Source organism: Paraburkholderia sp. (assembly GCF_050742655.1).
Taxonomy (GTDB): Bacteria; Pseudomonadota; Gammaproteobacteria; order Burkholderiales; family Burkholderiaceae; genus Paraburkholderia.
In genome coordinates this window covers 1-26,129 of sequence record NZ_JBOIGG010000009.1, presented here as the reverse complement: position 1 = coordinate 26,129, position 26,129 = coordinate 1, and the positions used below count along the sequence as shown (strand labels likewise).

At 63.8% G+C, this 26,129-nt stretch carries 21 protein-coding genes and 1 pseudogene; 15 read left to right on the top strand and 7 right to left on the bottom strand.

Features of this window, described 5'->3' with window-relative positions; translation table 11 throughout:
• The first annotated feature begins 31 nt into the window (after nt 1-31).
• The 5 genes from merR to ACREXZ_RS14395 all read left to right on the top strand — a co-directional run bounded on the left by merR (nt 32) and on the right by ACREXZ_RS14395 (nt 6,827).
• Nucleotides 32-466 carry an Hg(II)-responsive transcriptional regulator gene (merR, locus tag ACREXZ_RS14415; RefSeq protein WP_431764770.1) on the top strand — a complete coding sequence of 145 codons (435 nt, stop codon included), beginning with the start codon at nt 32-34 and terminating at the stop codon, nt 464-466.
• A gap of 54 nt (nt 467-520) precedes the next feature.
• Nucleotides 521-1,708 (top strand): 2-methylaconitate cis-trans isomerase PrpF, encoded by a 1,188-nt coding sequence (gene prpF / locus ACREXZ_RS14410; RefSeq protein ID WP_431764769.1) that lies wholly within the window; start codon nt 521-523, stop codon nt 1,706-1,708.
• A gap of 133 nt (nt 1,709-1,841) precedes the next feature.
• Nucleotides 1,842-2,405 (top strand): alkyl hydroperoxide reductase subunit C, encoded by a 564-nt coding sequence (gene ahpC / locus ACREXZ_RS14405; protein ID WP_431764768.1) that lies wholly within the window; start codon nt 1,842-1,844, stop codon nt 2,403-2,405.
• A gap of 154 nt (nt 2,406-2,559) precedes the next feature.
• Nucleotides 2,560-4,146, top strand: a complete 1,587-nt coding sequence (gene ahpF / locus ACREXZ_RS14400) for an alkyl hydroperoxide reductase subunit F (protein WP_431764767.1) — start codon at nt 2,560-2,562, stop codon at nt 4,144-4,146.
• A gap of 212 nt (nt 4,147-4,358) precedes the next feature.
• On the top strand, nt 4,359-6,827 hold the full coding sequence (locus tag ACREXZ_RS14395) for a DUF3772 domain-containing protein (RefSeq protein WP_431764766.1): 2,469 nt from the start codon (nt 4,359-4,361) through the stop codon (nt 6,825-6,827).
• A 19-nt stretch (nt 6,828-6,846) separates the two neighbouring features.
• Here ACREXZ_RS14395 and ACREXZ_RS14390 read toward each other — a convergent pair whose 3' ends face one another.
• Both ACREXZ_RS14390 and ACREXZ_RS14385 read right to left on the bottom strand, forming a co-directional pair.
• The gene (locus tag ACREXZ_RS14390) at nt 6,847-7,854 is read right to left on the bottom strand and encodes a response regulator (RefSeq protein WP_431764765.1); all 1,008 of its coding nucleotides are present in this window, start codon (nt 7,852-7,854) and stop codon (nt 6,847-6,849) included.
• Nucleotides 7,847-11,308, bottom strand: a complete 3,462-nt coding sequence (locus ACREXZ_RS14385) for a hybrid sensor histidine kinase/response regulator (protein ID WP_431764764.1) — start codon at nt 11,306-11,308, stop codon at nt 7,847-7,849. Before ACREXZ_RS14385 ends, ACREXZ_RS14390 begins: the two co-directional genes overlap by 8 nt.
• A 280-nt stretch (nt 11,309-11,588) precedes the next feature.
• Between ACREXZ_RS14385 and urtA the strand changes: the two genes are divergently transcribed.
• From urtA to ACREXZ_RS14345, 8 genes are all read left to right on the top strand, one after another.
• Nucleotides 11,589-12,854: an urea ABC transporter substrate-binding protein gene (urtA, locus tag ACREXZ_RS14380; protein WP_431764763.1), complete on the top strand. Its 1,266-nt coding sequence runs from the start codon at nt 11,589-11,591 to the stop codon at nt 12,852-12,854.
• A 65-nt stretch (nt 12,855-12,919) separates the two neighbouring features.
• Nucleotides 12,920-13,837: an urea ABC transporter permease subunit UrtB gene (urtB, locus tag ACREXZ_RS14375; RefSeq protein WP_431764762.1), complete on the top strand. Its 918-nt coding sequence runs from the start codon at nt 12,920-12,922 to the stop codon at nt 13,835-13,837.
• Between the two features lie 69 nt (nt 13,838-13,906).
• Nucleotides 13,907-15,076 (top strand): urea ABC transporter permease subunit UrtC, encoded by a 1,170-nt coding sequence (urtC, locus tag ACREXZ_RS14370; RefSeq protein ID WP_431764761.1) that lies wholly within the window; start codon nt 13,907-13,909, stop codon nt 15,074-15,076.
• Complete coding sequence (urtD, locus tag ACREXZ_RS14365; protein ID WP_431764760.1) at nt 15,073-15,816, top strand: urea ABC transporter ATP-binding protein UrtD; 744 nt, start codon at nt 15,073-15,075, stop codon at nt 15,814-15,816. Before urtC ends, urtD begins: the two co-directional genes overlap by 4 nt.
• Before the next feature lie 22 nt (nt 15,817-15,838).
• Nucleotides 15,839-16,528, top strand: coding sequence for an urea ABC transporter ATP-binding subunit UrtE (gene urtE / locus ACREXZ_RS14360; RefSeq protein WP_431764759.1), 690 nt, complete (start codon nt 15,839-15,841; stop codon nt 16,526-16,528).
• Nucleotides 16,529-16,564: 36 nt separating this feature from the next.
• Nucleotides 16,565-17,797, top strand: coding sequence for a formamidase (fmdA, locus tag ACREXZ_RS14355; protein WP_431764758.1), 1,233 nt, complete (start codon nt 16,565-16,567; stop codon nt 17,795-17,797).
• 86 nt (nt 17,798-17,883) lie between these two features.
• On the top strand, nt 17,884-18,213 hold the full coding sequence (locus ACREXZ_RS14350) for an FmdB family zinc ribbon protein (protein WP_431764757.1): 330 nt from the start codon (nt 17,884-17,886) through the stop codon (nt 18,211-18,213).
• 271 nt (nt 18,214-18,484) lie between these two features.
• On the top strand, nt 18,485-19,288 hold the full coding sequence (locus tag ACREXZ_RS14345) for a TIGR04222 domain-containing membrane protein (protein ID WP_431764756.1): 804 nt from the start codon (nt 18,485-18,487) through the stop codon (nt 19,286-19,288).
• Between the two features lie 52 nt (nt 19,289-19,340).
• On the opposite strand, the gene ACREXZ_RS14340 is transcribed toward ACREXZ_RS14345, so the two are convergent.
• The 3 genes from ACREXZ_RS14340 to ACREXZ_RS14330 form a co-directional block, all read right to left on the bottom strand.
• Nucleotides 19,341-20,429: a porin gene (locus ACREXZ_RS14340; protein WP_431764755.1), complete on the bottom strand. Its 1,089-nt coding sequence runs from the start codon at nt 20,427-20,429 to the stop codon at nt 19,341-19,343.
• A gap of 140 nt (nt 20,430-20,569) precedes the next feature.
• The gene (locus ACREXZ_RS14335) at nt 20,570-21,871 is read right to left on the bottom strand and encodes a dicarboxylate/amino acid:cation symporter (protein WP_431764754.1); all 1,302 of its coding nucleotides are present in this window, start codon (nt 21,869-21,871) and stop codon (nt 20,570-20,572) included.
• 155 nt (nt 21,872-22,026) lie between these two features.
• Entirely contained in the window at nt 22,027-22,890 is an 864-nt protein-coding gene (locus tag ACREXZ_RS14330; protein ID WP_431764963.1) for an amidohydrolase family protein, read from the bottom strand.
• 140 nt (nt 22,891-23,030) lie between these two features.
• Between ACREXZ_RS14330 and ACREXZ_RS14325 the strand changes: the two genes are divergently transcribed.
• On the top strand, nt 23,031-23,984 hold the full coding sequence (locus ACREXZ_RS14325) for a LysR family transcriptional regulator (RefSeq protein ID WP_431764753.1): 954 nt from the start codon (nt 23,031-23,033) through the stop codon (nt 23,982-23,984).
• Nucleotides 23,985-24,078: 94 nt separating this feature from the next.
• Here ACREXZ_RS14325 and ACREXZ_RS14320 read toward each other — a convergent pair whose 3' ends face one another.
• Entirely contained in the window at nt 24,079-24,999 is a 921-nt protein-coding gene (locus tag ACREXZ_RS14320; protein WP_431764752.1) for a helix-turn-helix transcriptional regulator, read from the bottom strand.
• Nucleotides 25,000-25,220: 221 nt separating this feature from the next.
• Between ACREXZ_RS14320 and ACREXZ_RS14315 the strand changes: the two genes are divergently transcribed.
• Nucleotides 25,221-25,979 carry a crotonase/enoyl-CoA hydratase family protein gene (locus tag ACREXZ_RS14315; RefSeq protein WP_431764751.1) on the top strand — a complete coding sequence of 253 codons (759 nt, stop codon included), beginning with the start codon at nt 25,221-25,223 and terminating at the stop codon, nt 25,977-25,979.
• 50 nt (nt 25,980-26,029) lie between these two features.
• Here ACREXZ_RS14315 and ACREXZ_RS14310 read toward each other — a convergent pair.
• Nucleotides 26,030-26,129: pseudogene (locus ACREXZ_RS14310) on the bottom strand (IS110 family transposase); the annotation flags it as partial.

Here is a 26,129-nt window from a genome sequence, read left to right as displayed (position 1 = left end):
ACTTCCGTACTCAAGTACGGAGTCAAGCGACATGCAGAACGATCCTGGAAATTTGACGATTGGCGCACTGGCCAGGGCGGCCGGCGTCAATGTGGAGACGATCCGGTTTTATCAGCGCAAGGGCCTGCTGCTCGAGCCGGACAAGCCTTACGGCGGCATACGCCGTTACGGCGACGCGGACGTGGCTCGCGTGCAGTTCGTGAAATCAGCCCAGCGGTTGGGTTTTAGTCTGGATGAGGTCGCCGAACTGCTCAGACTCGAAGATGGAACCCACTGCAACGAAGCCAGCAGACTGGCCGAGCACAAGCTGATCGACATACGGGAGAAGCTCGCGGACCTCGCCCGCATGGAAGCCGTGCTGTGCCAGCTCGTGCGTGCATGCCACGCACGTAAAGGGAGCGTCTCATGTCCGTTGATCGCTTCGCTGCAGGAAGACAAGGCTCTCCGCGAGACGGTACGATCGTGATGATGACCTCGGCCGGGCGCATCTCGCGCGTCCGGCGCGCTTTCAGGAGCAGCAGTGAACCAGACCCGAATCCCAGCCATCTACATGCGCGGCGGCACCAGCAAGGGCGTGTTCTTTCGCGCGGACAGCCTGCCCGCCGATCCGGCGTTGCGCGACCGGATCCTGTTGCGCGTGATCGGCAGCCCGGACCCGTACGGCAAGCAGATCGACGGCATGGGCGGCGGTACGTCGAGTACCAGCAAGGTCGTGCTGATCGGTCCGTCGGCGCGACCCGACTGCGACGTCGACTATCTGTTCGGCGCGGTATCGATCGATACGCCGGTCATCGACTGGTCGGGTAACTGCGGCAACCTGACGTCCGCGGTCGGGCCGTTCGCGATTGCGCAGGGCCTGGTCGATGCGCCGCGCGACGGCCTCGCGACCGTGCGTATCTGGCAGGCGAACCTCGGCGCGAAAATCGTCGCGCACGTGCCGGTGCAGGACGGCGAAGTGGTCGAGGACGGCGACTTCGAACTCGACGGCGTGACGTTCCCGGCCGCCGAAATCCGCCTTGAATTCCTCGATCCAGGCGGTGCCGAAGACGGCGACGCCGCGGCGGGCGCGATGTTCCCGACCGGACAACCGGTCGACACGCTCGACGTGCCAGGCTATGGCGCGTTCGCGGTCACGCTGATCAATGCGGGCAACCCGACGATCTTCATGCATGCGCGTGACCTCGGGCTGCGCGGCAACGAACTGCAGCCCGACGTCAACGAAAACGCCGCGCTGCTGAAGAAGTGCGAGGCGATCCGCGCGCACGCGGCCGTCCGCATGGGCCTCGGCAACAGTGCGGACGAAGTGAGCGCGTCGCGACCGGCCACACCGAAACTCGCGTTCGTGTCGGAACCGGCGGGCTACGTCGCGTCGAGCGGCAAGCGGATCGAGGCCACCGACGTCGATCTGAACGTGCGCATCCTGTCGATGGGCAAGCTGCATCACGCGATGACCGGTACCGGCGCGGTCGCAATCGCCGTTGCGGCAGCCATCCCGGGGACGATCGTCAACCAGCTCGTAGCAAACTCCACGAACGCAACGAACGGGCGCGTGCGCTTCGGACACCCCTCGGGCGCGATGACGGTGGGAGCGGAAGCCGAGCAGCGCGACGGCGACTGGATCGTCACGAGAGCGGTGATGAGCCGCAGCGCGCGGCGTCTGATGGAAGGTCAGGTGCTCGTGCCGTCGGCGCTGTGGACCGACGCGTGAGGCCCGCAGACCGCAACCTCCATGCCTGAATAGATTTTCCCAATGACATGAATCGGATCAATCAATTTTTCTAAATTAATAGGCATCGGCATACTTCGTCCACGTTCCAACCACTTCCAGCAAGGACCTCGTAATGCCGATCATCAACAGCCAGATCAAGCCCTTCAAGGCAACCGCTTATCACCACGGCGAATTCGTGCCGGTTACCGAAGAAAACCTGAAAGGCAAGTGGTCTGTCGTCGTGTTCTACCCGGCCGACTTCACCTTCGTGTGCCCGACCGAGCTTGGCGACCTGGCTGACCGTTACGCCGAATTCCAGAAGCTCGGCGTCGAAATCTACGGTGTGTCGACCGATACGCACTTCACGCACAAGGCCTGGCACGACACGTCGGACACGATCGGCAAGATCCGTTACCCGATGATCGGCGATCCCACGCTGACGCTGTCGCGCAACTTCGACGTGCTGATCGAAGAAGAAGGCATGGCACTGCGCGGTACGTTCGTGATCGACCCGCATGGCGAGATCAAGCTGTGCGAGATCCACGACAACGGCATCGGCCGTGATGCAGGCGAACTGCTGCGCAAGGTGCAGGCTGCCCAATACATCGCCGCGCATCCGGGTGAAGTCTGCCCCGCGAAGTGGACGCCGGGCGCCGACACGCTGACGCCGTCGCTGGACCTCGTCGGCAAGATCTAAGCTGTCATAGCAACGCCCCCGCTGTAACCCGATACCGGCGGCCCGCACGTTTTCGCAGCGGTGCCCGCCGGTCTCCCCGACATCCGCCTGTTGACCCGAGACTGCGCTTATCCCGCCGCCATGGGGACACTCACGCCACGAAACCGGAATCGCCATGCTCGACGCCAATCTCAAGACTCAGTTGAAAACGTACCTGGAAAAAGTCACCCGGCCGATCGAGCTGGTGGCTTCGGTCGACGACAGCGCGAAATCGAAGGAACTGCTCGCCCTGCTGCACGACATCGCGACGCTGTCGGCGCGCGTGACGGTGACCGAGCGCCGCGACGACGCCGAGCGCAAGCCGTCGTTCACGATCGGCGAGCCTGGCAAGGACACCGGCATCCGTTTCGCCGGCATTCCGATGGGACATGAATTCACGTCGCTCGTGCTGGCGCTGCTGCAGGTCGGCGGCCATCCAGTGAAGCTCGATGACGCGGTGATCGAACAGATCCGCGCGCTCGACGGCGACTATCGTTTTGAAACCTATATCTCGCTGTCGTGCCAGAACTGCCCGGAAGTCGTGCAGGCGCTGAACGTGATGGCGCTGATCAATCCGCGGATCCGTCAGGTGACGATCGACGGCGCGCTGTTCCAGGACGAGGTCGAGACGCGCCAGATCATGGCGGTGCCGACCGTCTACATGAACGGCGAAGTGTTTGGCCAGGGCCGCAGCGGCGTGAAGGAAATTCTCGCGAAACTCGACAGCGGCGCGGAAGCCCGCGCGGCAAAGGCGCTGCAGGACAAGCCGGTGTTCGACATGCTGATCGTCGGCGGCGGCCCGGCGGGTGCAGCCGCGGCGATTTACTCGGCGCGCAAGGGCATCGCGACGGGCGTCGTTGCCGAACGCTTCGGCGGTCAGGTACTCGACACGCTCGCGATCGAAAACTTCGTGTCGGTGCAGGAAACCGAGGGACCGAAGTTCGCGACTGCGCTCGAGCAGCACGTGAAGCGCTACGAAGTCGACATCATGGACGTGCAGCGTGCCGAAGCGCTGATCCCTGGTCGCGTGCACGAAGTGCGGCTTGCGAGCGGCGCGGTACTGAAGGCAAAAACAATCGTGCTCGCGACCGGCGCGCGCTGGCGCGAAATCGGCGTGCCGGGCGAACGCGAGTACCGCAATCGCGGGGTCGCGTACTGCCCGCACTGCGACGGCCCGCTGTTCAAGGGCAAACGCGTCGCGGTGATCGGTGGCGGCAATTCGGGTGTCGAGGCGGCGATCGATCTGGCCGGCATCGTGAGCCACGTGACGCTGTTCGAGTACAACGCGCAACTGCGCGCCGACGAGGTGCTGCAACGCAAGCTGCGTAGCCTGTCGAACGTGACGGTCGTCACGCAGTCGCAGACCGTCGAGATCACCGGCGACGGCAAGAAGGTGAACGGTCTGATGTTCGAAGACCGCGTGTCGGGCCACGCGAAGCGCATCGAACTCGAAGGCGTGTTCGTGCAGATCGGCCTCGTGCCGAACACCGAATGGCTGAAGGGCACGGTCGCGCTGTCGAAGCACGGCGAGATCGTCGTCGATGCGAAGGGCGCGACGTCGGTGCCCGGCGTGTTCGCGGCGGGCGACGTCACGACTGTGCCGTTCAAGCAGATCGTGATCGCGGTGGGCGAGGGCGCGAAGGCCTCGCTCGGCGCGTTCGATCATCTGATCCGCAGTTCGGTCGAAGAAAGCCAGCCTGATGAGGTGCTCGTCGAGGCCTGACGTGACGCGCAGGCGGCGCGATGCATGGGTGAAAGAGTGAAGAAGGGGCGTCCAACGCCCCTTTTTTTATTGCGCACATGACTTCAGCAAACGCGGGGCGCGAGGCCGTCAGGAACGGTCGACGCTGAAGCTCGGCAACCGAGTATGGCAAGCTATAGCGTTGCCGGATGCTGTCGTCCGGCTTACGCCATGCATCGTGAGCCATTCTGGATATGTCGCTAAAGTTCGCATTTCGCGTCGCGCTGGTCGCGGCGCTCACCCTGATTCCCGCGCTACTGCCTGACGTCGCAGACGTCGCATTCGCCAGTCCCGCAAAGAGCACCGCGCCCGTCGGCGATACGCCCGCCGCCTCGACCGTTGCGATACCCGTACCCGTCATCCTGTCGCACGACGACGCGCAAGCCGAACTGAAACGGCTGCAACGCGGGCAGGACAGCATCAAGCAGCAGGCCTCCACCGCAATCAGCTTCAAACAGCTTTCGGGCCTCGACGATGCCACGAAGCAGCTCGCCGACGACACCGACAAACTGACCGCCGCGCTGCTGCCACAACGCGCGCAACTGCAGGCACAACTGGACGTGCTCGGTCCTCCGCCGGCCGCCGGCGCGACGCCGGAAACGGCGTCGGTCGCGAAGCAGCGCACCGATCTCGACACGCGCAAGACGCAGCTCGACGCTGAGGTCAAGCAGGCCGCCGACGGCAAGACCAACCTCGCGAACCTGACCGCGCAGATTGGGCGGCTCGGGCACGGGCTGTTGAAGAACCAGCTCGCGTTCCGTTCGGGCAGCATTCTCGCGCCACAGTTCTGGTCGCCGCTGTTCCGGCCGAATCCGGACGATCAGGAACGTATGAGCGCGTTCGGCGCCGAAGTCGCGCCGGTGCTGAAATCGGTGTGGCAACCGGGACAGAAGTTCGTGACCGTGCTGCTTCTGCTGATCGCGCTCGCGGTGTGGACAGCAGGGCGTCAACTGATCGAGCGGGGGATGGCGTACCTGTGCCTGCGTCGCTTGCCGGAGGGACGTCTGCGGCGCAGTGCGCTCGCGCTGTCGACGTCGCTCGCGACCGTGCTCACGACCGCCGTCGCGGTGCAGCTCGTGTACTACATGCTGACGCGCCACGCGGACCTGTCGCCGTCGCTCGACGAGCTTGCCGACTCAGTCGCGAAACTCGCGATGACCTGTGCGCTGATCGCCGGCCTCGGCCGTGCGCTATTGTGCACGCGACATCCGTCATGGCGCCTGCCCGCGATCGCCGATCCAGTCGCGCGCGCGATGAGACCCTTCGTCGCGTGGCTCGCGGGGCTGCTGATGTTGTCCGGCACGATCGAGCAACTGAACCGCACGGTCGACACCAGCCTGCAGGTCACGCTGTTCGGGCGCGGCATCGTATCGCTCGTCGTGGTGCTGACGATCGGCCTGTCGCTGGTGCGCTCGAACCGCGTCCGCTCGGCGCTTGCCGCCGCAGGCGAAGCGCCCGAGGCGCGCTCGACACTCGCCGGCCTGATTCATGCGGGCGTCACGCTAACCATCGTGGTGTCGCTGGGCGCGCTGCTGATCGGCTACATCTCGATCGCGCGCTTCCTCACGTACGAACTGGTGTGGTTCGACATCGTGCTGTGCAGCGTGTACCTGCTGACGCAGCTGATCAAGGACGCGTGCGAAAGCTTCTTTTCCACCCAGCACTCGAGCGGCCGCGCGATCAAGCATCTGTTCGGCCTGACCGACATGCATCTCGACCAGGTGTCGACGATCCTGTCCGGCGTAGGCACGAGCCTGCTGATGCTGATCGCCGTGTTCGCGCTGTTCACCGGTGGCTTCGGCACGACGCCCGGCGATCTGCTAACGAGCCTGCTCGGCGCGTTCGGCACGGAGCGGCTGCAGCGCCTGAACATCGTGCCGGCGCACATCCTGAACGCCGCGATCGCACTGGGGGTCGGCGCGTATCTGCTGCGGGCCGTGCGCCGCTGGCTCGATGCGGAGTTGTTTCCGAAAAGCGGTATGGACCCCGGCATGCGGATGTCGCTCGTCACGCTGTTCAGCAATCTGGGCTACGTGCTGCTCGTGCTGCTCGTGCTGTCGCTGCTGGGTGTCAAATGGAACAACCTCGCGTGGATCGTCAGCGCGCTGTCGGTGGGGATCGGCTTCGGGCTGCAGGAGATCGTCAAGAATTTCGTGTCGGGCCTGATCCTGCTGACCGAGCGGCCGGTGAAGGTCGGCGACATGATCAGCATCAGCGGCGTGGAAGGCGACATCCGCCGCATCAACGTGCGCGCGACCGAAATCCAGCTAAGCGACCGGTCCACCGTGATCGTGCCGAACTCGCAGCTGATTTCGCAGAACCTGCGCAATGTGACGATGGGCAACAGCACGCAGGGCGTCGCGACGCTGATGCTCACGTTCCCGCTGAACACCGACCCCGAACAGATCCGCGACATCCTGCTCGGCGCGTTTGACGAGCATGCGGCGATTCTCGACAAGCCCGCGCCTTCGGTCACCTTCAGCCAGTTGACACCGGACGGCATCACGTTGAGCGTGACCGGCTATGTGAGCAGTCCGCGTATCTCGGGCTCGGTCAAGAGTGAGTTGCTGTTCGAGATCCTGAAGCGGTTGCGCGCCGCGAACATTTCGCTGTCGAATCCGCAGATGCTGATGGTGCAGAACGTGCCGCATCCGGGCGCGTGACGATGTGTCAACCGCTGCGTCAACCGTTGCGCGCGCTCGCTCTTGCCGCGATGGCCGCCGCGGCTGCGCGCGTTTCGACGTGCAGCTTCACGAACAGATGTTCGAGGTGCTTGTTCACGGTGCGCGGCGCCATCCCGACGATCTCGCCGATATCGCGATTGGTCTTGCCGCGCGATAGCCACAGCAGCACTTCGGCTTCGCGTGCGGTCAGACCGAATTGCGCCGCCAGCGCGGCGCTTTGTTCGACGTCGTCGAACTCCTCGAGAACGATCAGCCAGTCGTCCTGTGTCGCCGGGCCGAGCACGCGCGCGACCCGGCGCACGCCTGCCACGGTTGTCTCGAACGCGGCCTGCGGATCGGCGCCCGCGGCAATCCAGCGCGCGAGCCACTGCGCGAGCATCGGCGGCAGATACCCGCTTCCTGCGGCCACCGCGACGGGATCGTCGATGTCAGCAGGGATTTCGCCGCTCTGCGCATCGAGCGCATAACGCGCGATCCGGCGTCGCGCGAGGTCGCTCTGCCAGCGGATTTCGCCGTCGGCGGCCGCGACCAGCGCGGCGCGCATGCCGATCTGCAGCACCATGTCCGCCTGGCGGTGCTGCTGCGAGCGCCGGACATGCGCGGCGATGCGTGCCGTGACTTCACTCGGCTTCACGGGTTTCGTCACGTAATCGATACCGCCCACCCGGAAGCCCTGCACGACGTGTTCGCTGTCGGTCAGTGCCGTCATGAAAATCACCGGCAAATGGCGGTTGCGTGGATCGGCCTTGATGTGGCGGCAGGTCTCGAAACCATCCATGCCGGGCATCAGCGCATCGAGCAGCACGACATCGGGTGTGATTCGCGCCAGACATTGCAGCGCGGCTTGTCCGTCGAGCGCGACGAGAACCGCGTAGCCGGACGCCTGCAGCGTATCGGACAGCAGCGCGAGATTGTCCGGCACATCGTCGACGATCAGTACCGTCGGTTTGCCGTCGGGCAATTCCGGCTGGGTGAGAGGCGGCAGAAGGAGGGTCTCGTCATGCATCGGGATAAGCCTGCGGGAGAGGCGCGAGCCGTCGCGCGAGTTCGGCGAGCCGGAAGCGGCGGGCGAGCGAGCGCAGCTGTTCCAGCTGCGCAGCGAGTTCCGGCGCGCTCCGCTGCGCCGCGTCGAGATGTTCGATGATGCCCTGCACGTAGCCCACTTCAAGCAGCGCGTGCAGTTCGTCGCGCAACGCGGCGGGCAGCAGCGCCGGTGCATCGTCGGGCACAGGCGCAGGCGTGGTGACGGGCGCCGTGGCGCTTGTCGCATCGGCGATCCATTGCAGTCGCAGCAGCGCGGCCAGCTTGTCGAGCAGCAGCGGCAGATGCAGCGGCTTGGCAAGATAGTCGTCGCAGCCGGCCGCAGTGCCTTTCTCGCGATCGTCAGCAAATGCATTGGCGGACAGGATCAGGATCGGCGCGGCGGACAGATGATTGTCGCGAATCAGCCGGCTCGCCTCGAAGCCGTCCATGGCCGGCATGGCCACGTCCATCACGATCACGTCGGCCGATGCGCCGCCGAGCCACTGCAGCGCTTCGGGCCCGCTCGCGGCCTCGACGACGGCGAAGCCAAGCGGCACGAGCGTCTGCGTAACGATGCGCCGCTGCTCGGCGAGGTCGTCGACCACCAGCACCGTGCGGCGCGGTCCGTCATAGCCCTTCAACTTGAGCGGGCCGCCCGTGAGCCGTTGCGGCGCGCGCACCTCGGATGCGAAGAGCTTGACGATGAAGCGTGTGCCCTTGCCGACTTCGCTGTCCACCTGCAGACTGCCGCCCATCAGTTCGGTCAGCAGGCGGCAGATCGTCAGGCCGAGACCCGCGCCGTGATCGTGCTCGCGCGCCGCGGCGCCACGTTCGAACGGCAGGAACAGACGCTCCAGTTCGGCAGCCGGCATGCCAGGACCGGTATCGACGATCTCGAACGTGAGGGTTTCCCATGCGTAACCGGCACGCACTGTCACCGACCCGCTCGACGTGAAGCGGATCGCATTGCCGATCAGGTTGATCAGAATCTGCCGGACCCGTTTTCCGTCGATCCGCACCACGTCCGGAATGCGTGTGCTGGTCGTCATCTCGAAGCGCAGACCCTTGTCGGTCGCCTGCGGTTCGAGCATCGCCGACAGCTCGGCGACGAATTCCGGCAGCGAGACTTCGGTGACGTCCAGTTGCAGTTTGCCCGCTTCGATACGTGCGACGTCGAGCAGGCCGTCCACCAGGGCGAGCAGGTGCTCGCCACTGCGGTAAATGGTGGCGGCCGCGTCGCGCCGGGACGGCGTGAGCTCGTCGGCGGTCTGCAGCAGCAATTGCGCGTAACCGAGAATGCTGTTCAGCGGCGTGCGCAATTCGTGGCTCAAACCGGTCACATAGCGGCTCTTCGCGCGGTTCGCCGATTCCGCCGCCGCGCTGGCCTGCTGTAGCGCGGCGTCTGTCTTGCGGTGCGCCTCGATTTCCTGCATCAGCAACTCGGCCTGGCGCTGCGATTCCTCCTGCGTGACCTTGCGGTTCTCGTTGGCGAGCACAAGCCACCAGGCGGCGATGCAGCCGACCAGCGCGAGCGCAAAAAAGGCCCCCAGATAGCCGTGCAGCAGTACCTTGTGCGTGATGGCGTCGAGCAGCGGAAGGCTGCGCATGCTCTGATACCACTGGACCGACAGTACGCCGCCAAACAGCGCGAGCACGACGACCAGCACGCACGCGTATTGCGCGAGCCGCAGACCCGCGGGCCCGAGCTGGATTCGCGGAAACACCTTGCGCACCGTTTGCCCGAACTGCGCGGGCAAACGCGCATGCGGTTTGCAGGAGTCGTTGCAGCGCGAATCGAGCGAGCAGCACAACGAGCAGATCGAACCGGCATACGCAGGGCAGTGCGCCATGTCTTCGCGCTCGAAGCTGTTCTCGCAGATCACACAGCGCAACACCGCGCCCTGTTCCAGATCGCGGTCGTCGCGCGCGAGGTAATAGCGCCCCCGCGTGGCGATCGCCAGCAGCGGCGCGCACACGAATGCGACCAGCAGCGCGATGAACGACGACAGTGCCTCGGCGGTTTCGCCGAATACACCGGCATGCGACAGCGCGGCGACCGCGGAGGCGATCAGCATCGCGCCTACGCCGACCGGATTCACATCGTACAGATGCGCTCGCTTGAACTCGACGTGCGACGGGCTATACCCGAGCGGCTTGTTGATCACGAGGTCGCCGACGAGCGCGCCGATCCACGCAATCGCCACGTTCGCGTACAGCGCGAGCACCTTGCTGATCGCCTCGAACACACCCATCTCGACGAGCAGCAGCGCGATCAGCACGTTGAACACGAGCCATACGACCCGCCCCGGATGACTGTGCGTGAGCCGCGCGAAGAAATTCGACCACGCGAGCGAGCCGGCATAGGCGTTGGTGACGTTGATCTTCAACTGCGACACGATCACGAACAGCGTCATCGCGGCGAGTGCACCCTCGGGCGAGTGGAACAGATAGCGATAGGCGGTCAGGTACATCTGGGTCGGCTCGACCGCGTGCACCGGATCGATTTCGTGCTGGATCGCGAGGAACGCGAGAAAGGCGCCGCCGAGCATTTTCAGTGCGCCCGGCACGATCCAGCCAGGACCGGCGGCGATCAGCGCGACCCACCAGCGTACGCGGTTGGCGCGCGTGCGCGGCGGCAGAAAACGCAGATAGTCGACCTGCTCGCCAATCTGCACGATCAGCGAGAACGCCACCGTGCTGCCCGCGCCGAAGGCGAACAGGTTGAACTCGCCGCCGCCGCCCGACAGACCACGGAACGTTACCCATTCGGCGAGTGCGTGCGGCTCGCGCCACAGCACCGCCGCATACGGCGCGATCAACAGCACGATCCATAGCGGCTGGGTCCAGCCCTGCAGCCGGTTGATGAACGTGATGCCGAACGTGACCACCGGGATGATCACCAGCGCGCTGATCACGTACGCGAGCGACAGTGGGACCTTCAGATAGAGCTCGAGCGCGAGCGACATGATCGCCGCCTCGAGTGCGAAGAACACGAACGTGAAGATCGCATAGATCAGCGACGTCAGCGTCGAGCCGATATAGCCGAAGCCTGCGCCGCGCGTGAGCAGATCCATGTCGACCCCGAAGCGGGCCGCGTAGTAGCTGATCGGCATGCCGGTCAGGAAGATCAGCAGCGCGACCGCGAGGATCGCGCACACCGCGTTCGTGAACCCGTAGTTCACCACCAGCGAGCCGCCGATCGCTTCCAGCGCGAGAAACGAGACTGCGCCCATCGCCGTGTTCGCGACGCGGAATTCGGACCAGCGCCGGAACGTGCGCGGCGTGAAGCGCAACGCGTAGTCCTCCAGCGTTTCGTCGCCCACCCACGCGTTGTAGTCGCGGCGGATCTTGACGATGCGCTGCGTGCCGCCCGACGGCGGCCGCGATGCCCCAGCTTGGGGGGCGGCGGGCGGCGAGGGTGGTTCCGTTTGGTGCATCGATGCGTTCAGTCGGCGGGTTCCGGGTGGGCCGGCTCGTCCATGCAAATTGCATTCCATTCGCGATGGTCGTGTGGCGGGCGGCAGCGTGGCAGCGCGGCATGAACCGCCGGCATGCGCCTGCGCGACGGGCCGACGCGATTATAGGAAGCGCAAATTCGCGTTGCCCTACGTCAACTGACGTATTCAGCCGGACAAATTGGCTACCTACCTTTCGTTCCGTCGATGCCGCCGGCCGGTTTGCGCCGCGCTCGACCGACCCGACCACAAGGAGAATTCGATGTCACACGACGATCAGAACGAGCAGGGCATGCCTTCGGCGCTGCGGCGCAAACTGCTGATGGGCCTTGCAGCGGCGCCCGCGCTGGCGCTGTCGGGCATCGCGCGGGCAGACCAGTATCCGACCGCCAAAATCAATACGACCCATCTCGCCGTGACCGATACCGACGTGACGGTCGGCCAGCTGCATTCGGCGACCGGCACGATGGCGATCTCGGAGACCGGTTCGATTCAGGCGGAGCGGCTCGCGATCGAACAGATCAACGCGGCGGGCGGCATCCTCGGCCGCAAGATCAAGATCATTCAGGAAGACGGCGCATCCGACTGGCCGACGTTCGCGGAAAAATCGAAGAAGCTGCTTGAAAACGATCACGTCGCGGCGGTGTTCGGTTGCTGGACGTCGGCGTCGCGCAAGGCGGTGTTGCCGATCTTCGAGCGCGACAACGGCCTCCTGTACTACCCGACGTTCTACGAAGGCCTCGAGCAATCGAAGAACGTGTTCTACACCGGGCAGGAAGCCACCCAGCAGATTCTCTGGGGCCTCAACTGGGCGCAGCAGACGAAGAAGGCGAAGAGCTTCTTCCTGATCGGTTCCGATTACATCTGGCCGCGCACGTCGAACAAGATCGCGCGCAAGCACATCGAGCAACATCTCGTCGGCGCGAAGGTCGTGGGCGAAGAGTATTACCCGCTCGGCACCACCAACTTCAACTCGCTGATCAACAAGATCAAGATCGCGAAGCCGGACTGCATCTACGCGATCATCGTCGGCGGCTCGAACGTCGCCTTCTACAAGCAGTTGAAGGCCGCGGGTATCACGGCTGACAAGCAGTTCCTGCTGACCATCTCGGTGACCGAGGACGAAGTGCTCGGCATCGGCGGCGAAAACGTCGCGGGCTTTTATTCGGCGATGAAGTACTTCGAATCGCTCGACAACGACAACAACCGGAAATTCGTCGCTGCCTTCAAGGCGAAGTACGGACCGAAGTCGGTGATAGGCGACGTGACCCAGGCGGCGTACCTCGGACCATGGCTGTGGAAGGCGGCCGTCGAGAAAGCGGGCAGCTTCGACGTGGACAAGGTCGTAGCCGCTTCGCCCGGCATCGAAATGAAAACCGCGCCGGAAGGCTACGTGAAGATCCACGCGAATCATCACCTGTGGAGCCGCACACGCATCGGCCAGGCGCAGGCCGACGGTCAGTTCAAGGTGGTAGCCGAATCGCCCGATCTGATCGAGCCGAATCCGTTCCCCAAGGGCTATCAGTAAACACGGCGAGTAAGCATGACAAGTAAGCATGACAAGTAGGCACGACGCTACGCGAGGAGAGACATATGTCGGCTTCGGACATTCTTAACATCACGCTGATGCAGGGATTCGCGGGCCTCAGTCTGTTCAGCGTGCTGCTGCTGATGGGGCTCGGGCTGGCGGTGATCTTCGGCCAGATGGGCGTGATCAATATGGCGCACGGCGAATTCATGACGATCGGTGCGTACACGATCTACATGTTTTCGCAGATCGCCGACAACACCTGGCACGGGCTCACGCCTGTCTACTTTCCGCTCGCGATCTGCGCGGCGTTCGCGCTAGCGTTCGCGGCGGGCTGGCTCGCGGAGTGGGCGCTGATCCGCCATCTATACCGGCGTCCGCTAGACACGCTGCTCGCCACGTGGGGGCTGAGCCTTGGCATGCAGCAAGTGTTCCGCTCGGTGTTCGGTCCGAAGGAGGTGAGTCCCGCGTTGCCCGACTGGCTGATGGGATCGTGGTCGCCGGCACAGGGGCTCGACATTCCGGTCAACGGGCTGTTCGTGATGAGCCTCGCCATGCTGATGACGGGCGGGTTGCTGCTGGCGCTGTACCGCTCGCGCTGGGGACTGCGGGTGCGGGCCACGGTCGCCAACCGGCAGATGGCGAACGCGACCGGCATCGACACGCGCCGTACCGACCGGCTGACCTTCGCGATCGGCTGCGGGATAGCCGGCGTCGCGGGCGCGGCTTTTACGGCGATCGGCTCGACCGGCCCGACGAGCGGATCGCTCTACATCGTCGATTCGTTTCTGGTCGTGACGTTCGGTGGCGCGGCGAGCCTGCTCGGCACCGTCGCGTCCGCCTTCGGCATCGCGCAGATGCAGTCGATCAGCGAGTTCTTCATGACCGGATCGTCGGCGCGCGTGGTCACGCTGCTGACGATCGTCGTCGTGCTGATGCTGCGGCCTCAGGGGCTGTTCGCCGCGCGGGTACGTCGTGCCTGATCTGCACCGCGCGCGGCCCGGCGTGTTGTCCCGTCGTCCCTTCAATCGATGCAGGCTGGAGAAACCCGTATGGACCCGTTGAACCCTTCCGCAGGTGAGCCGGACGCGCCTTCGCCGCAGCCCGCTCGCGGCCTTCTGCCGCTCGGGCGCTGGCTGGCGGGCGACGGTTACAGCAGCATCGCGGTGCTCGCGCTGGTGCTCCTCGTCGTGTTTCCGCTCGCACTCGATGCGTTCCGTCTGAATCTGATGGGCAAGTACCTGACGTATGCGTTCGTGGCCGTCGGGCTCGTCATGGCATGGGGCTACGGCGGCGTGCTGAGCCTCGGCCAGGGTGTTTTTTTCGGCCTGGGCGGCTACTGCATGGCGATGTTCCTGAAGCTCGAGGCATCGGACCCGATCAGCACGAAGATCCAGTCGACCCCCGGCATTCCGGATTTCATGGACTGGAACCAGTTGACCGCGCTGCCGTTCTGGTGGAAGCCGTTTCACTCGCTGCCGTTTGCGCTCGCGGCGGTCGTGGCGGTGCCCGGCGCGCTCGCGTTCGTCGTGGGCTTCGCGATGTTCAAGCGGCGTGTCGGCGGCGTCTATTTCGCGATCATCACGCAGGCGGTCGCACTGATCCTGTCGGTGCTGATCATCGGCCAGCAGGGCTACACCGGCGGCGTGAACGGCATCACCGATCTGCGCACGCTGCTCGGCTGGGACATCCGCGGCGACGGCGCGAAGCTCGTGCTGTATTTCGTCAACGCCGTGCTGCTGCTCGCGGTGATTCTTGGCTGCCGGTACGTTCAGCGCAGCAGGTTCGGCACGCTGCTGCTGGCGATGCGCGACAAGGAGGACCGGGTGCGCTTCTCCGGCTACGACGTCGCGATGTTCAAGGTGTTCGCATTCTGCATCGCCGCCGTGCTCGCCGCGATCGGCGGTGCGATGTTCACGTTGCAGGTCGGCTTCATGTCGCCGTCCTTCGTCGGCATCGTCCCGTCGATCGAGATGGTGATCTATGCGGCGGTGGGCGGACGCATGTCGCTCGTCGGCGCGGTCTACGGTGCGGTACTGGTCAACCTCGGCAAGAGCTGGTTCTCGGAGACCTTTCCGAACCTGTGGCTGTTCCTGATGGCGGCACTCTTCATCGGCGTGGTGATGGCGTTTCCGGACGGGCTCGCCGGCCTCTACGAGAGCCATGTGAAGCCGTGGCTGCTGCGCCGTACGGCAAAGAGCGCAACAAGGAGCACGACATGAGCAATACCGATTTCGTGCTGGCCGTCGAAGGCCTGAGCGTGTCGTTCGATGGCTTCAAGGCGATCGACTCGCTGAATCTGTACGTCGACCGCGGCGAACTACGCGTGATCATTGGACCGAATGGCGCCGGCAAGACCACGCTGCTCGATCTGATCTGTGGCAAAACGCGAGCGAGCGAGGGGAGCATCAAGTTCCGCAACGAGGAGATGACACGGCTGCCGGAATTTCGCCGCGTGCGCAAAGGCATCGGACGCAAGTTCCAGACGCCGTCGATCTACGAAAACCTGTCGGTGTGGCAAAACCTCGAAGTGTCGTTTCCGCGCGGTCGCGGGGTGTTCGGCGCGCTCGCGTTTCGCCGCACCGGCGATGTGCTCGACCGCGTGCGCAGCGTGGCCGGCGAGATCGGCCTCGCGAGCCAGCTCGATCTGGAAGCAGGGCTGCTGTCGCACGGACAGAAGCAGTGGCTCGAAATCGGCATGTTGCTGATGCAGGAACCCGAACTGCTGATGCTCGACGAGCCGATCGCGGGAATGAGCGTGCGCGAACGCGAAACGACCGCGGAACTGCTGGAGCGTATCTGCCAGAACCGCTCGATGATCGTGATCGAACACGACATGGCCTTCGTTGCGCGGATCGCGCACAAGGTCACCGTGATGCACCAGGGAAAGATCCTCGCCGAAGGTCCGATGCAACAGGTGCAGACCGATCCGCGCGTGATCGATGTCTATCTCGGCCACTGATCTGGCTGTCGAGGAACCCAGCATGTTGAATGTCGACGACATATTCGTGAGTTACGGCCAGAGCGAAGCGCTGCATGGCATCAGTTTCGAGGCGGCCCGCAACGAAACCGTGGCGGTCATGGGGCGCAACGGCATGGGCAAGACCACGCTGTTCAAGTCGCTGATCGGCATTCTGCCGCTGAAGTCCGGCGCGGTGCGGGTAGACGGCGCGGACGTGTCGCGCGACGAAAGCTTCCAGCGCGTCGCCAAAGGCATTGCGTACGTGCCGCAGGGGCGGCAGATCTTCGCGACGCTGACCGTGGAGGAGAACATCCGGACCGGCCTCGAGAACGTCCGCGGCAAGACCGTTCCCGACGAAATCTATGCGCTCTTTCCGGTGCTCTACGAGATGCGTGCACGCAAGGGCGGCAATCTGTCCGGCGGCCAGCAGCAACAGCTGGCGATCGCCCGGGCGCTCGTCTCGCAGCCGAAAGTGCTGCTTCTGGATGAGCCGACCGAAGGTATCCAGCCGTCGATCATCAAGGACATCGCGCGTGCGCTGAACGAAATCCGCAAGTTGCGGGAGATCACCATCGTCGTGTCCGAACAGGTGCTGAGTTTCGCGCTCGACGTCGCGGACCGGCTGCTCGTCATCGAAGGCGGACGCTTCGTGCACGAGAGCACGCGTAGCGCGGCCGATGCGGCGACGATCCGCGAGTACCTGTCGGTATGAGCCGACTGCCTGCCAATTCCCCAAGGAGGATGTGCCATGGCTGAAACACTGATCAAGGTCGACCTGAACCAGTCGGCGTACGAGAACGAGAACATCCACAACCGCTGGCATCCGGACATCCCGATGGCGTGCTGGGTCAGCCCCGGTGACGATTTTATTCTCGAGACCTACGACTGGACCGGCGGCTTCATCAAGAACAACGACAGCGCGGACGACGTGCGCGACATCGATCTGTCGATCGTGCACTTCCTGTCCGGGCCGGTGGGCGTCAAGGGTGCGGAGCCGGGCGATCTGCTGGTGGTCGACCTGCTCGACATCGGCGCGAAGCAGGAGAGTCAGTGGGGCTTCAACGGCTTCTTTTCGAAACAGAACGGGGGTGGTTTTCTCACGGATCATTTTCCGCAGGCGCAGAAGTCGATCTGGGATTTTCACGGGCTTTATACGAGTTCGCGGCACATTCCGGGCGTGAATTTCGCAGGGCTGATCCATCCCGGTTTGATTGGCTGTCTGCCGGACCCGGCCATGCTCGCGACCTGGAACACGCGCGAGGCCGCGCTGATTGCGACCGATCCGCAACGCGTACCGGGGCTCGCCAATCCGCCGTTCGCCGCGACCGCCCATATGGGCCGGCTCGCGGGCGATGCGCATGCGAAGGCCGCGGCTGAAGGCGCACGCACGGTGCCGCCGCGCGAGCACGGCGGCAACTGCGACATCAAGGACCTGTCGCGCGGCTCGAAGGTGTACTTCCCGGTATATGTCGACGGCGCGGGCCTGTCGGTCGGCGATCTGCACTTCAGCCAGGGCGACGGCGAGATCACCTTCTGCGGCGCGATCGAAATGGCCGGCTGGGTGCATATGAAGGTCGAACTGATCAAGGGCGGTATGGCGAAGTACGGGATCAAGAATCCGGTTTTCAAACCCAGCCCGATCACGCCGAACTACAACGACTACCTGATCTTCGAAGGCATCTCGGTGGACGAGCAGGGCCGTCAGCATTATCTGGACGTGCACATCGCGTACCGCCAGGCGTGCCTGAACGCAATCGAGTACCTGACGAAGTTCGGTTATTCGCGCGCGCAGGCCTACTCGATTCTCGGTACCGCGCCAGTGCAAGGGCACATCAGTGGTGTAGTCGATGTACCCAATGCATGCGCGACGCTCTGGTTGCCCACCCAGATCTTCGAATTCGACATCCGGCCGACGTCCGCGGGCCCCGTCGTGCATATCCAGGGCGGTGTCGATTTACCGCTTTCTCCCGACCTGGTCTGAGCGACGGCCGTTCGAACCCGTCGGTCGCTGCACCCGACCTTGCGATAGACCGGGTGTGGCGGCCCTGATCCATCGAGGACTTTCCGATGCCGACCTACGACTACCACTGCGACCGCTGCGGCGATTTCATCGCGACTCGCCCGATCGCCGAACGCGACACCGCCTGCGGGTGCCCCACCTGCGGCCTGGCCGCGCGGCGCACGCTGAGCTTGCCCGCGCTGGCGCTGATGCCGGGCAACGCGCGCGCGAGCCATATCATCAACGAACGGGCGGCGCATGCGCCACGGCGTTCGGGCGAATCCCCTCATCGTCACGGGCCCGCGTGTGGGTGCGGAACGGGGATGAAAACCCCGGGCGCAACGGCGAACGAACTGAAGGGGGCAAGCGGCGGCCGGCCCTGGATGATCAGCCATTGAGAGGCCAGCGGGCGTCGCCTGTCTCGCCAGCCTGGGGCCGGCGTTCGGTAACGCTCTCCGATCCAGAGCGTGAATCGAACCGTTGAAGAAAAAATACGCTCCCGTTTCAACCCGGCCCTTCGATCGCCTATCATGCGTCGAGCGATGTTCACCGAACTCGCCGTCCGGACCGGATCGCATCGTCGTCACCGCATCCGTTCGCTCATCGATCACTTGCGCGCCTGTGGCTCCACATCGTCACCGCACACGCACGCAGGTCATGGACACACGTATGCCCGATTCGATCGTCGTGACCGTCGCAGTCGGCCTCGCGTTTGCCGCGGCGCTCTACATGACGCTGGTGTGGCGCCTATGGAAAGCGCGGCGGATCTGGCGCGCAGGCTCGACGATGCAGATCACGAAAATCTCCGCGTACCAGATGGCGCTGCTGAGCGGCGGCGTGTCGCGGGTCGCGCTAACCGGCGTTGTGCGACTGCTTGGGCGCAAGATTCTCGTGCCGGGCGTCGCCGGGGTGTTGATGGAAAACGGCACATCCCACGACGAGCTCGATGCGGTCGAGAAAGAAGTGCTGGCGACCGCGCGGCAGCCCGCGGTGTTCAGGGACCTGATGGTCCGGCTGGGGTCTGCCCTCAAGCGCGCCGGCTTGATCCGAGGTTTCAGGGACGAACTGATCGCGATCGGCTATATGCGCGCGTTCGGGTCGCGGCGCTGGTGGGCGAGCTATCTGATCAATATGCTGCCGTTTGCGGTGTTGATCTTTACAGCGCTTGGCGCAACGACCGGGCTCGCGTTGTCGGCGGATGAGCGGGACACGCTGCTGTGGTTTATCGGCGGCGCTTTCATCACGATGCTGATCGTCGCGCTGCCGGCGCGCGTGACCGAGTTGGGGCGCTACATCGTCTGGTCGGCGACCCAGCATCATCCGGACTTCAAGACCGCGCGTGCGATGCAGGGCGACGCGATCGACATCAAGATACTGGGGCAGTCGGTCGCGTTGTATGGGCCGGATGCGCTCGCGGGCAGCGACATGGCGTGGATCCCGGCCGTGCTGGCGCAGGTGGCGAACACGGACTGAGGCCCGTGATTTGCATCCCCGTTTTGCATCCCCGTCCTGCACGACGCCAGAGCTAGAACGTGTGCTGTATGCCGACCCCGTAGGTGCTGCCCGACGGGTTATCCGTCAGCTTGTCGTACGAGTAGACGACGTACACCTGCGTGCGCTTCGACAGGATGTAGTCGTACGCGACGGTGCCGGTATTGCGCACGTTGCTCCGGTCGAGCGGCGCGCTGTGTTTCGTGCGCGCCCATTCCGCGAGAATCGCGGTCGACGCTGTGAGCGGCACGGACAAGCCCAGTTCGTAGGTATGCGAACCCGTCTCCACGTCGTTGTTGCTGGTCATCTGCGCGGCGGCGTAGACCTTGGCGAATTTCGCGTCGTACGCGAAGCCGGCCAGATACAGGTACTGTCCGGTCGAAGGCGCGACTGCTGCGGTGCGGTCGCGCTGCGCCGAAAACACTGCGGTCAGCGGGCCGTTCCTGTAGGTCAGATGCAGGCCGAGATTGTCGCGGCCCTGATGACCGGTCGTACTGCTCACGCTGTAGATCACCGTGCCCGTCAGGCCGCCCGTGTTCGGCGTCACGTACTCGACTGCGTTTTGCCATACCGTGTCGCCGATCACCGTGTTGTTGTAGGTGGCCGTGTACGACTGCACGATCAGCGGCGAAAACACCACTGACGAACCAAACGGATTCACGAGCTGCTGGTTGATATAGGTCGGGTTGGTCTGCTCGCCGAACTTGAACGTCCCGTAGCGGCCGGTGAGGCCGACATACGCATTGCGCGAAAACAGACCGTCCGTCGTGTTGCGTCCGAGCTGCCCCGTGTTGGGCCGGAAAAAACTTTCGAGCCCAAAGATCACCGCATTGCCACCGCCAAGGTCTTCCCGACCGCGCATGCCCCAGTACGAGGTCGTGAGTCCGCCGCCGCCTTCCTGCACGGTGCTCGCACGGGTCGTACTGAGCTTCGAGCTGTCGACGTACATGCCGATCAGGCCATACATCTGCACCGACGACGATGCAATCGCGGCATTGGCGGACGATTGCGCAGCGTCTTCCGCGTGCGCGGCCCCGCCTGCGGTCAGCAGGCATGTCGTGGCGAGGCAGACGCGGTGAAAACCGAAACCGCGTCGTGAACCGTTTTGTCGTGTGAGTTTCAAGTGCGTCTCCAAACAGGTTATTTTTTTGGCGCGAGCGTTCCCCGCCGCGCGTGCGTACATGTGTTTCGCACACACGCACGCGCAGACCTCGAGACGCTTTGGCTTTTTTTTCGACTGACGGGTTAGTCAGTCGGCACAAATCAACCGGAACGGCGTCGCGACATTTCGGCGTTCAGTTTCGATCGGTCGAGTTCGTGTTCCCACGCGGAGACCACCAGCGTCGCGACGCCGTTGCCGATCGTGTTGACGATCGCGAGCCCGGTTCCCATGAAGCGATGAATGCCGAGGATCAGCACCATGCCGGACACCGGAATCAGCGGAAACACCAGCAGCGTCGACGTGAGCATCACGAACGCCGCGCCGGCTACGCCGCTCGCCCCCTTCGACGTCAGCATCGCGACACCGACCAGCGTCAGCTGCTGCGTCAGGCTGAGTTCGATGTTGAACGCCTGCGCGATGAACAGCACGGCCATCGTCAGATAGATGTTGGTGCCGTCGAGATTGAACGAATACCCAGCCGGAATCACGAGCCCGACCACCGATTTCGAGCAACCGAGACGTTCGAGTTTTTCGAGCATCTGCGGCAGCGCGGCCTCGGACGAACTCGTGCCGAGCACGATCAGGATTTCCTCGCGGATATAGCTCATGAAACGCAGGATGCTGAAACCGAGCAGCCGCGAAATCGCGCCCAGCACCACCAGCACGAAGACCACGAGCGTCAGGTAGAACGCGCCGATCAACTTCAGCAGCGGCAGCACTGCACCGATGCCGTAGGTGCCGATCGTGAACGCGATCGAACCGAACGCGCCGATCGCCGCAACCTTCATGATGATGTGGACGATGCCGAAAAACGTGTGGGCGAAGTGATCGATGATCGCCGTGAGCTGACGGCCTCGCTCGCCGGTTGCCGCCAGCGCGGCACCGAACAGCACCGAGATCAGCAGGATCTGCAGCACGTTGCCGGTCGCGAACGCGCTCGTGACCGTGTCCGGAATGATGTGCATCAGGAACTCGACCGTGTTCTGCTGATGTGCGGCCGTCGTGTAGCCGGTCAGCGCGCTGGCATCGATCGTGGCGGCGTTCAGGTTGAAGCCGGCACCTGGCCGGAACAGATGTCCAGCGACGAGCCCGATCACGAGCGACAGCGTCGACACCACTTCGAAATACAGCAGTGCCTTGCCGCCGACGCGCCCGACCTTCTTCATGTCGCCCATCCCGGCAATGCCGGTGACGACGGTGCAGAAGATGATCGGCCCGATCACCATCTTGATCAGCTTGATGAACGCGTCGCCGAGCGGCTTCATCTTCACGGCGAGCGACGGCGCGAAATGCCCGAGCATTACGCCGAGCACGATCGCGACGAGCACATGAAAATAGAGCGTGCGATAGAAGGGCTTCTTCGCGGGGCGTGACTGCGGCGTCATGACTGCACTGTCATTCATGACGCCACTCCTGTACGGGCGGCGCAACGTGCGCGTGAATCATCGTTGTCTCCTGACTTCGGGTGGTGAGCGAAAAGACTGTCTATACCGTCTTTTCGCATGTCTGCCATCTTGATGCGGCAGTTTGTCGACGTCGTTGCGTCGGTGGATGTCGATCAGAAACCGTAGAGACGCGCCGGGTTCGTGACCAGCAACTGTTCGCGCAACGCCGCGTCCGGGCAGAAGCGATAGAGCAGATCGACCAGTTCGCCGTCGTTCGGCATGTCCTTGCTGATGTTCGGATGCGGCCAGTCCGTACCCCACAGCACGCGATCGGGCGCGGCCTCGATCAGCGTGCGCGCGAACGGAATCGCGTCGTCGAACGGTCGGCGACCTACGGACACGCGTTCCGCGCCGCACACCTTGACCCACGCGAGCGGATTGCGCATCAGTTCGAGTAGTTGCGTGAACGGCTGCTGATCCAGTCCCGCCTCGGCACGCACGCGGCCCATGTGATCGATGACGAAGGGCACCTTGATGCGTGCGATCCGGTCCGCGTACTGCAGGATGTCCTGCGCGTCGAGATGCAGCACCACGTGCCAGCCGAGTTGCTCGATCCGCCCGAGCACGCGGTCGAACACGTCGAGATCAGGCGCGCCGCCCAGATGCGCGACGAAATTAAAGCGCACGCCGCGCACGCCGTTCGCATCGAGGTCGGCGAGCTGTTCATCGGTGACGTCGCCGTCAACGATCGCGACGCCGCGATAGCGCCCGTTGCCGTGCGCGATCGCGTCGAGCATCGCGGTGTTGTCCGTTCCGTGGCAACTGGCCTGAACGATCACGCCGCGGCTCAGGCCGAGAAAGTCGTGCAGCGCGGTCAGTCGTTCGAAGGGCGCATCGGGCGGGGTATAGCTGCGATCAGGTGCATACGGGAAACGGTCGGCAGGACCGAACACGTGACAGTGCGCATCGCACGCATCGGCGGGCAGTGTATGCGTGGGTCGAACGGGATGGGGATCGGGAGGCAGGCAGGATTTCAGGCTGGATGTCATCGAACGTCGTCTCTGGGTGGTGGGCCGCGCCGTATGCGGTCCCTGTAGATGGACGAATTGTGGTCGCCGATGCTCATGGCTACAATTGCCATACCTGACTAGCTGATATACAAATCTCACATAGCCCGATGGACCTGAAACAACTCGAGGCGTTCGTTCATGTCGCCGAACTCGGCAGCTTCACGCGCGCTGCCATCACACTGGACACCAATCAGCCCGCGTTAAGCCGGCTCGTACGGCATCTGGAGGTCGAGCTGCGCCATACGCTGCTCGAGCGCAACGGCCGGGGCGTCACGCTCACGCCGGCCGGGCAGCGGATGCTCGCACACGCGAAGGGCATTCTTTCGCAGGTGCAACGAGCGTCGCAGGATCTCGACGAGTTGCATGGTCGCGTAGGCGGCCATTTCAGCATCGGCATCACGCCGAGCTTTGCGAAGGTCGCCACTCACGATCTCGTGCGCAGCTTCCGGACTTCGTTTCCCGGCGCCACCATTTCGGTTGCCGAGGGCCTGTCCACTTACCTGATCGAATGGCTGATGATGGGACGCGTGGATGCGGCCGTGATCTACGACACGTTCGATACGCCGTTGATCGACAAGCGAACCGTCTTCACCGAAGAACTGTTTTTGATCGGCCAGGGGAGTGCGGACGAACCACCGGACGACGCGCCTGTGACGACGATCCCACTGCGGGAAATCGCGCGCTATCCGCTCGTGATTCCCGGCCGTATGCACGCGATCAGAAGAATGGTGGAGGCGGCTGCGGCGGAGCAGGGGGTGAGACTGCGCATCGAACTGGAAGTCGACGCGGTCGCGTCGATTCTCGATCTCGTCAGCGAGGGGATCGGCTATGCAGTGCTCTCGCTGAACGCGACTGCCGGCGATGCGCTCAAGCGGCGCTTCCGTTTGATCCGCATGACGGAGCCTACGCTCGTCAGCCGCCTTGCGATTGCGACCAGCACCAAGCACACGCTGTCGCAGCTCGCGATCCAGTCACTCGCGATGCTCGAGTCGAGGATCCTGCCGCTCTATGGCAGTGGGGTGCGACTCAAGCAGATGTGGCCGTTCAGGGGGATGGACTAGATGTCGGCGACGTGAAAGCGCTTGCCATCCCGATCACCGGGTATCTGTATAGCTCGTCGGCCAATATTCCGGTCGTCTATCAAATCGCCCGGCATCATGATGCGGTGTGAAACGCAACGCTGTGCTGAATCTGCCCGACCAATTGTTGTATCGCTACGTCAATACTTAGATCGGAAGTGTCGAGCGTTGTATTCGTGAGCTGATAAAGGTTCTCGCGCGCATCGAGCATCCGGTGAATGTGTTCGAGCGCTTCGCGCCGTAGCGCCGCCGTCGCGATGCGCGCATCGTTCTGCGCCATCACACGTGCAAAGTGTACGTCGGGCCGGGCTTTCAGCCACACGGTGTAGAACGTGCGCAGCAGCAGTTCGTAGGTTGCCGCCTCCGCGACGATACCACCACCTGGTGCGAGCACAACGCGCGGGTAGGTATCGACGATCTGTTCGACGCAGCGCCTCTCGAGCCTGCGCATTCCCGTCTGACCGTACAGCGTAATGACTTCGCCAATGGCAATGCCGGCTTCCTGCTCAATCATCTTGTCGAGTTCGATGAACGGTGCATCGAGTTCTGCGGCAAGCAATGCGCCGAGCGTCGATTTGCCGGCGCCGCGCAGCCCGATCAGCGCCACGCGCTGACCGTGGAGTGCATCGGCAACGCCCGGCGTCGAAATCAACTGCTGGCGCAGTTGTGCAAGCACTGCGGGCGGCTGCTGCTTGAGGAACTGCACGAGCATCGTGAGGTCCGCGTTCTGCGATGCGCCATCGGACAGGAACTCCTGCATCGGCACATTGAGTGCGACGGACAGCTTGTGCAGCAGCGCAATCGATACATTGCCTTCACCGCCTTCGACGCGGGCCAGATACGGCACGGAGACACCCGACTGCATGGCGAGCTGCTTGCGCGTCATGCCGCGCTGCGCACGCAACGTGCGCACGCGGCGCGCAAGGCTAGTGAGCAGAGTGTCCTGCGCAGACTTTGCGGTGCGTGATGACATTCGGTTGGGGGAATCGGTCGCCATTTCAGTTCTTGACGGGAAAGCCGCATCTTACGCGAGCGTCGGGCTGGGGCATTCATGTAAATATACTAAAAAATATCTTCCTTGCGATGATCTAGCGAGATGCCGCAGAGTTTTCATCTGAGGTCACGCGAATTTCCAGGGTTTTCACTAGATTCGTGCATTTGTCTTGCGCAATCAAAGATATCTTATAAGATATGTTCATCGACCACCTGGATGAAGGCATGACTGACGCATTACTCGATGTACGCCTTGACGGCGCCGTTGCGCATCTCGAACTGATGCGTTCCGCGAAACGCAACGCCCTCAACGACGCGCTGATCGATTCGCTCGACACTGCGTTCGCAAGCCTGGGCGACGAGATTCGTGCAGTCGTGCTGTGCGCGGCTGGCCCGCACTTCTGCGCGGGCCTCGATCTCGCGGAAAACAGTCGGCGCGCGCCGGTCGATGTGTTGCGCACGTCGCAGCGCTGGCATCAGGTCTTTCATCGCATCCAGTTTTCGAGCCGGCCGGTCGTCGCGGTGCTGCAGGGTGCAGTGATCGGCGGGGGGCTCGAACTCGCGCTCGCCGCGCATGTGCGCATTGCCGCAAACGACACGTTCTTTCAGTTGCCGGAAGCGCAGCGTGGCATCTTCGTCGGCGGAGGTGCATCGGTGCGGGTCGCACGGGTGATCGGTCCGGACCGGATGACTGAAATGATGCTGACCGGCCGTCGTTACGACGCACAGGACGGACATCGTCTTGGCCTTGCGCACTATCTCGCCGAACCCGATGAGGGCCGCAGGATGGCTGCCGAACTCGCAGCACGCGTCGCGCAGAACGCGCCGCTGTCGAACTGGGCAGCGATCAACGCGGTACCGCGCATTCACGATATGTCGATGAGCGACGGCTTGTTTACCGAATCGGTCACCGCAGCGCTCATGCAAAGCGGCGACGACGCGAAGGAAGGCATGCACGCGTTCCTGAATGGCGAGCGTCGCTAGCGCCGCACCCGTTGCCCATAAGAACAGCAACTATCTTGAGACGAGCAATGTCACGCGTCATGGAAGTCCGACTGCCAGGGAGTGTTGGAGCGAACCATTGCGTTAAGCGTGATGAGCAGTTTGCGCATGCAGGCGACAAGGGCGACCTTT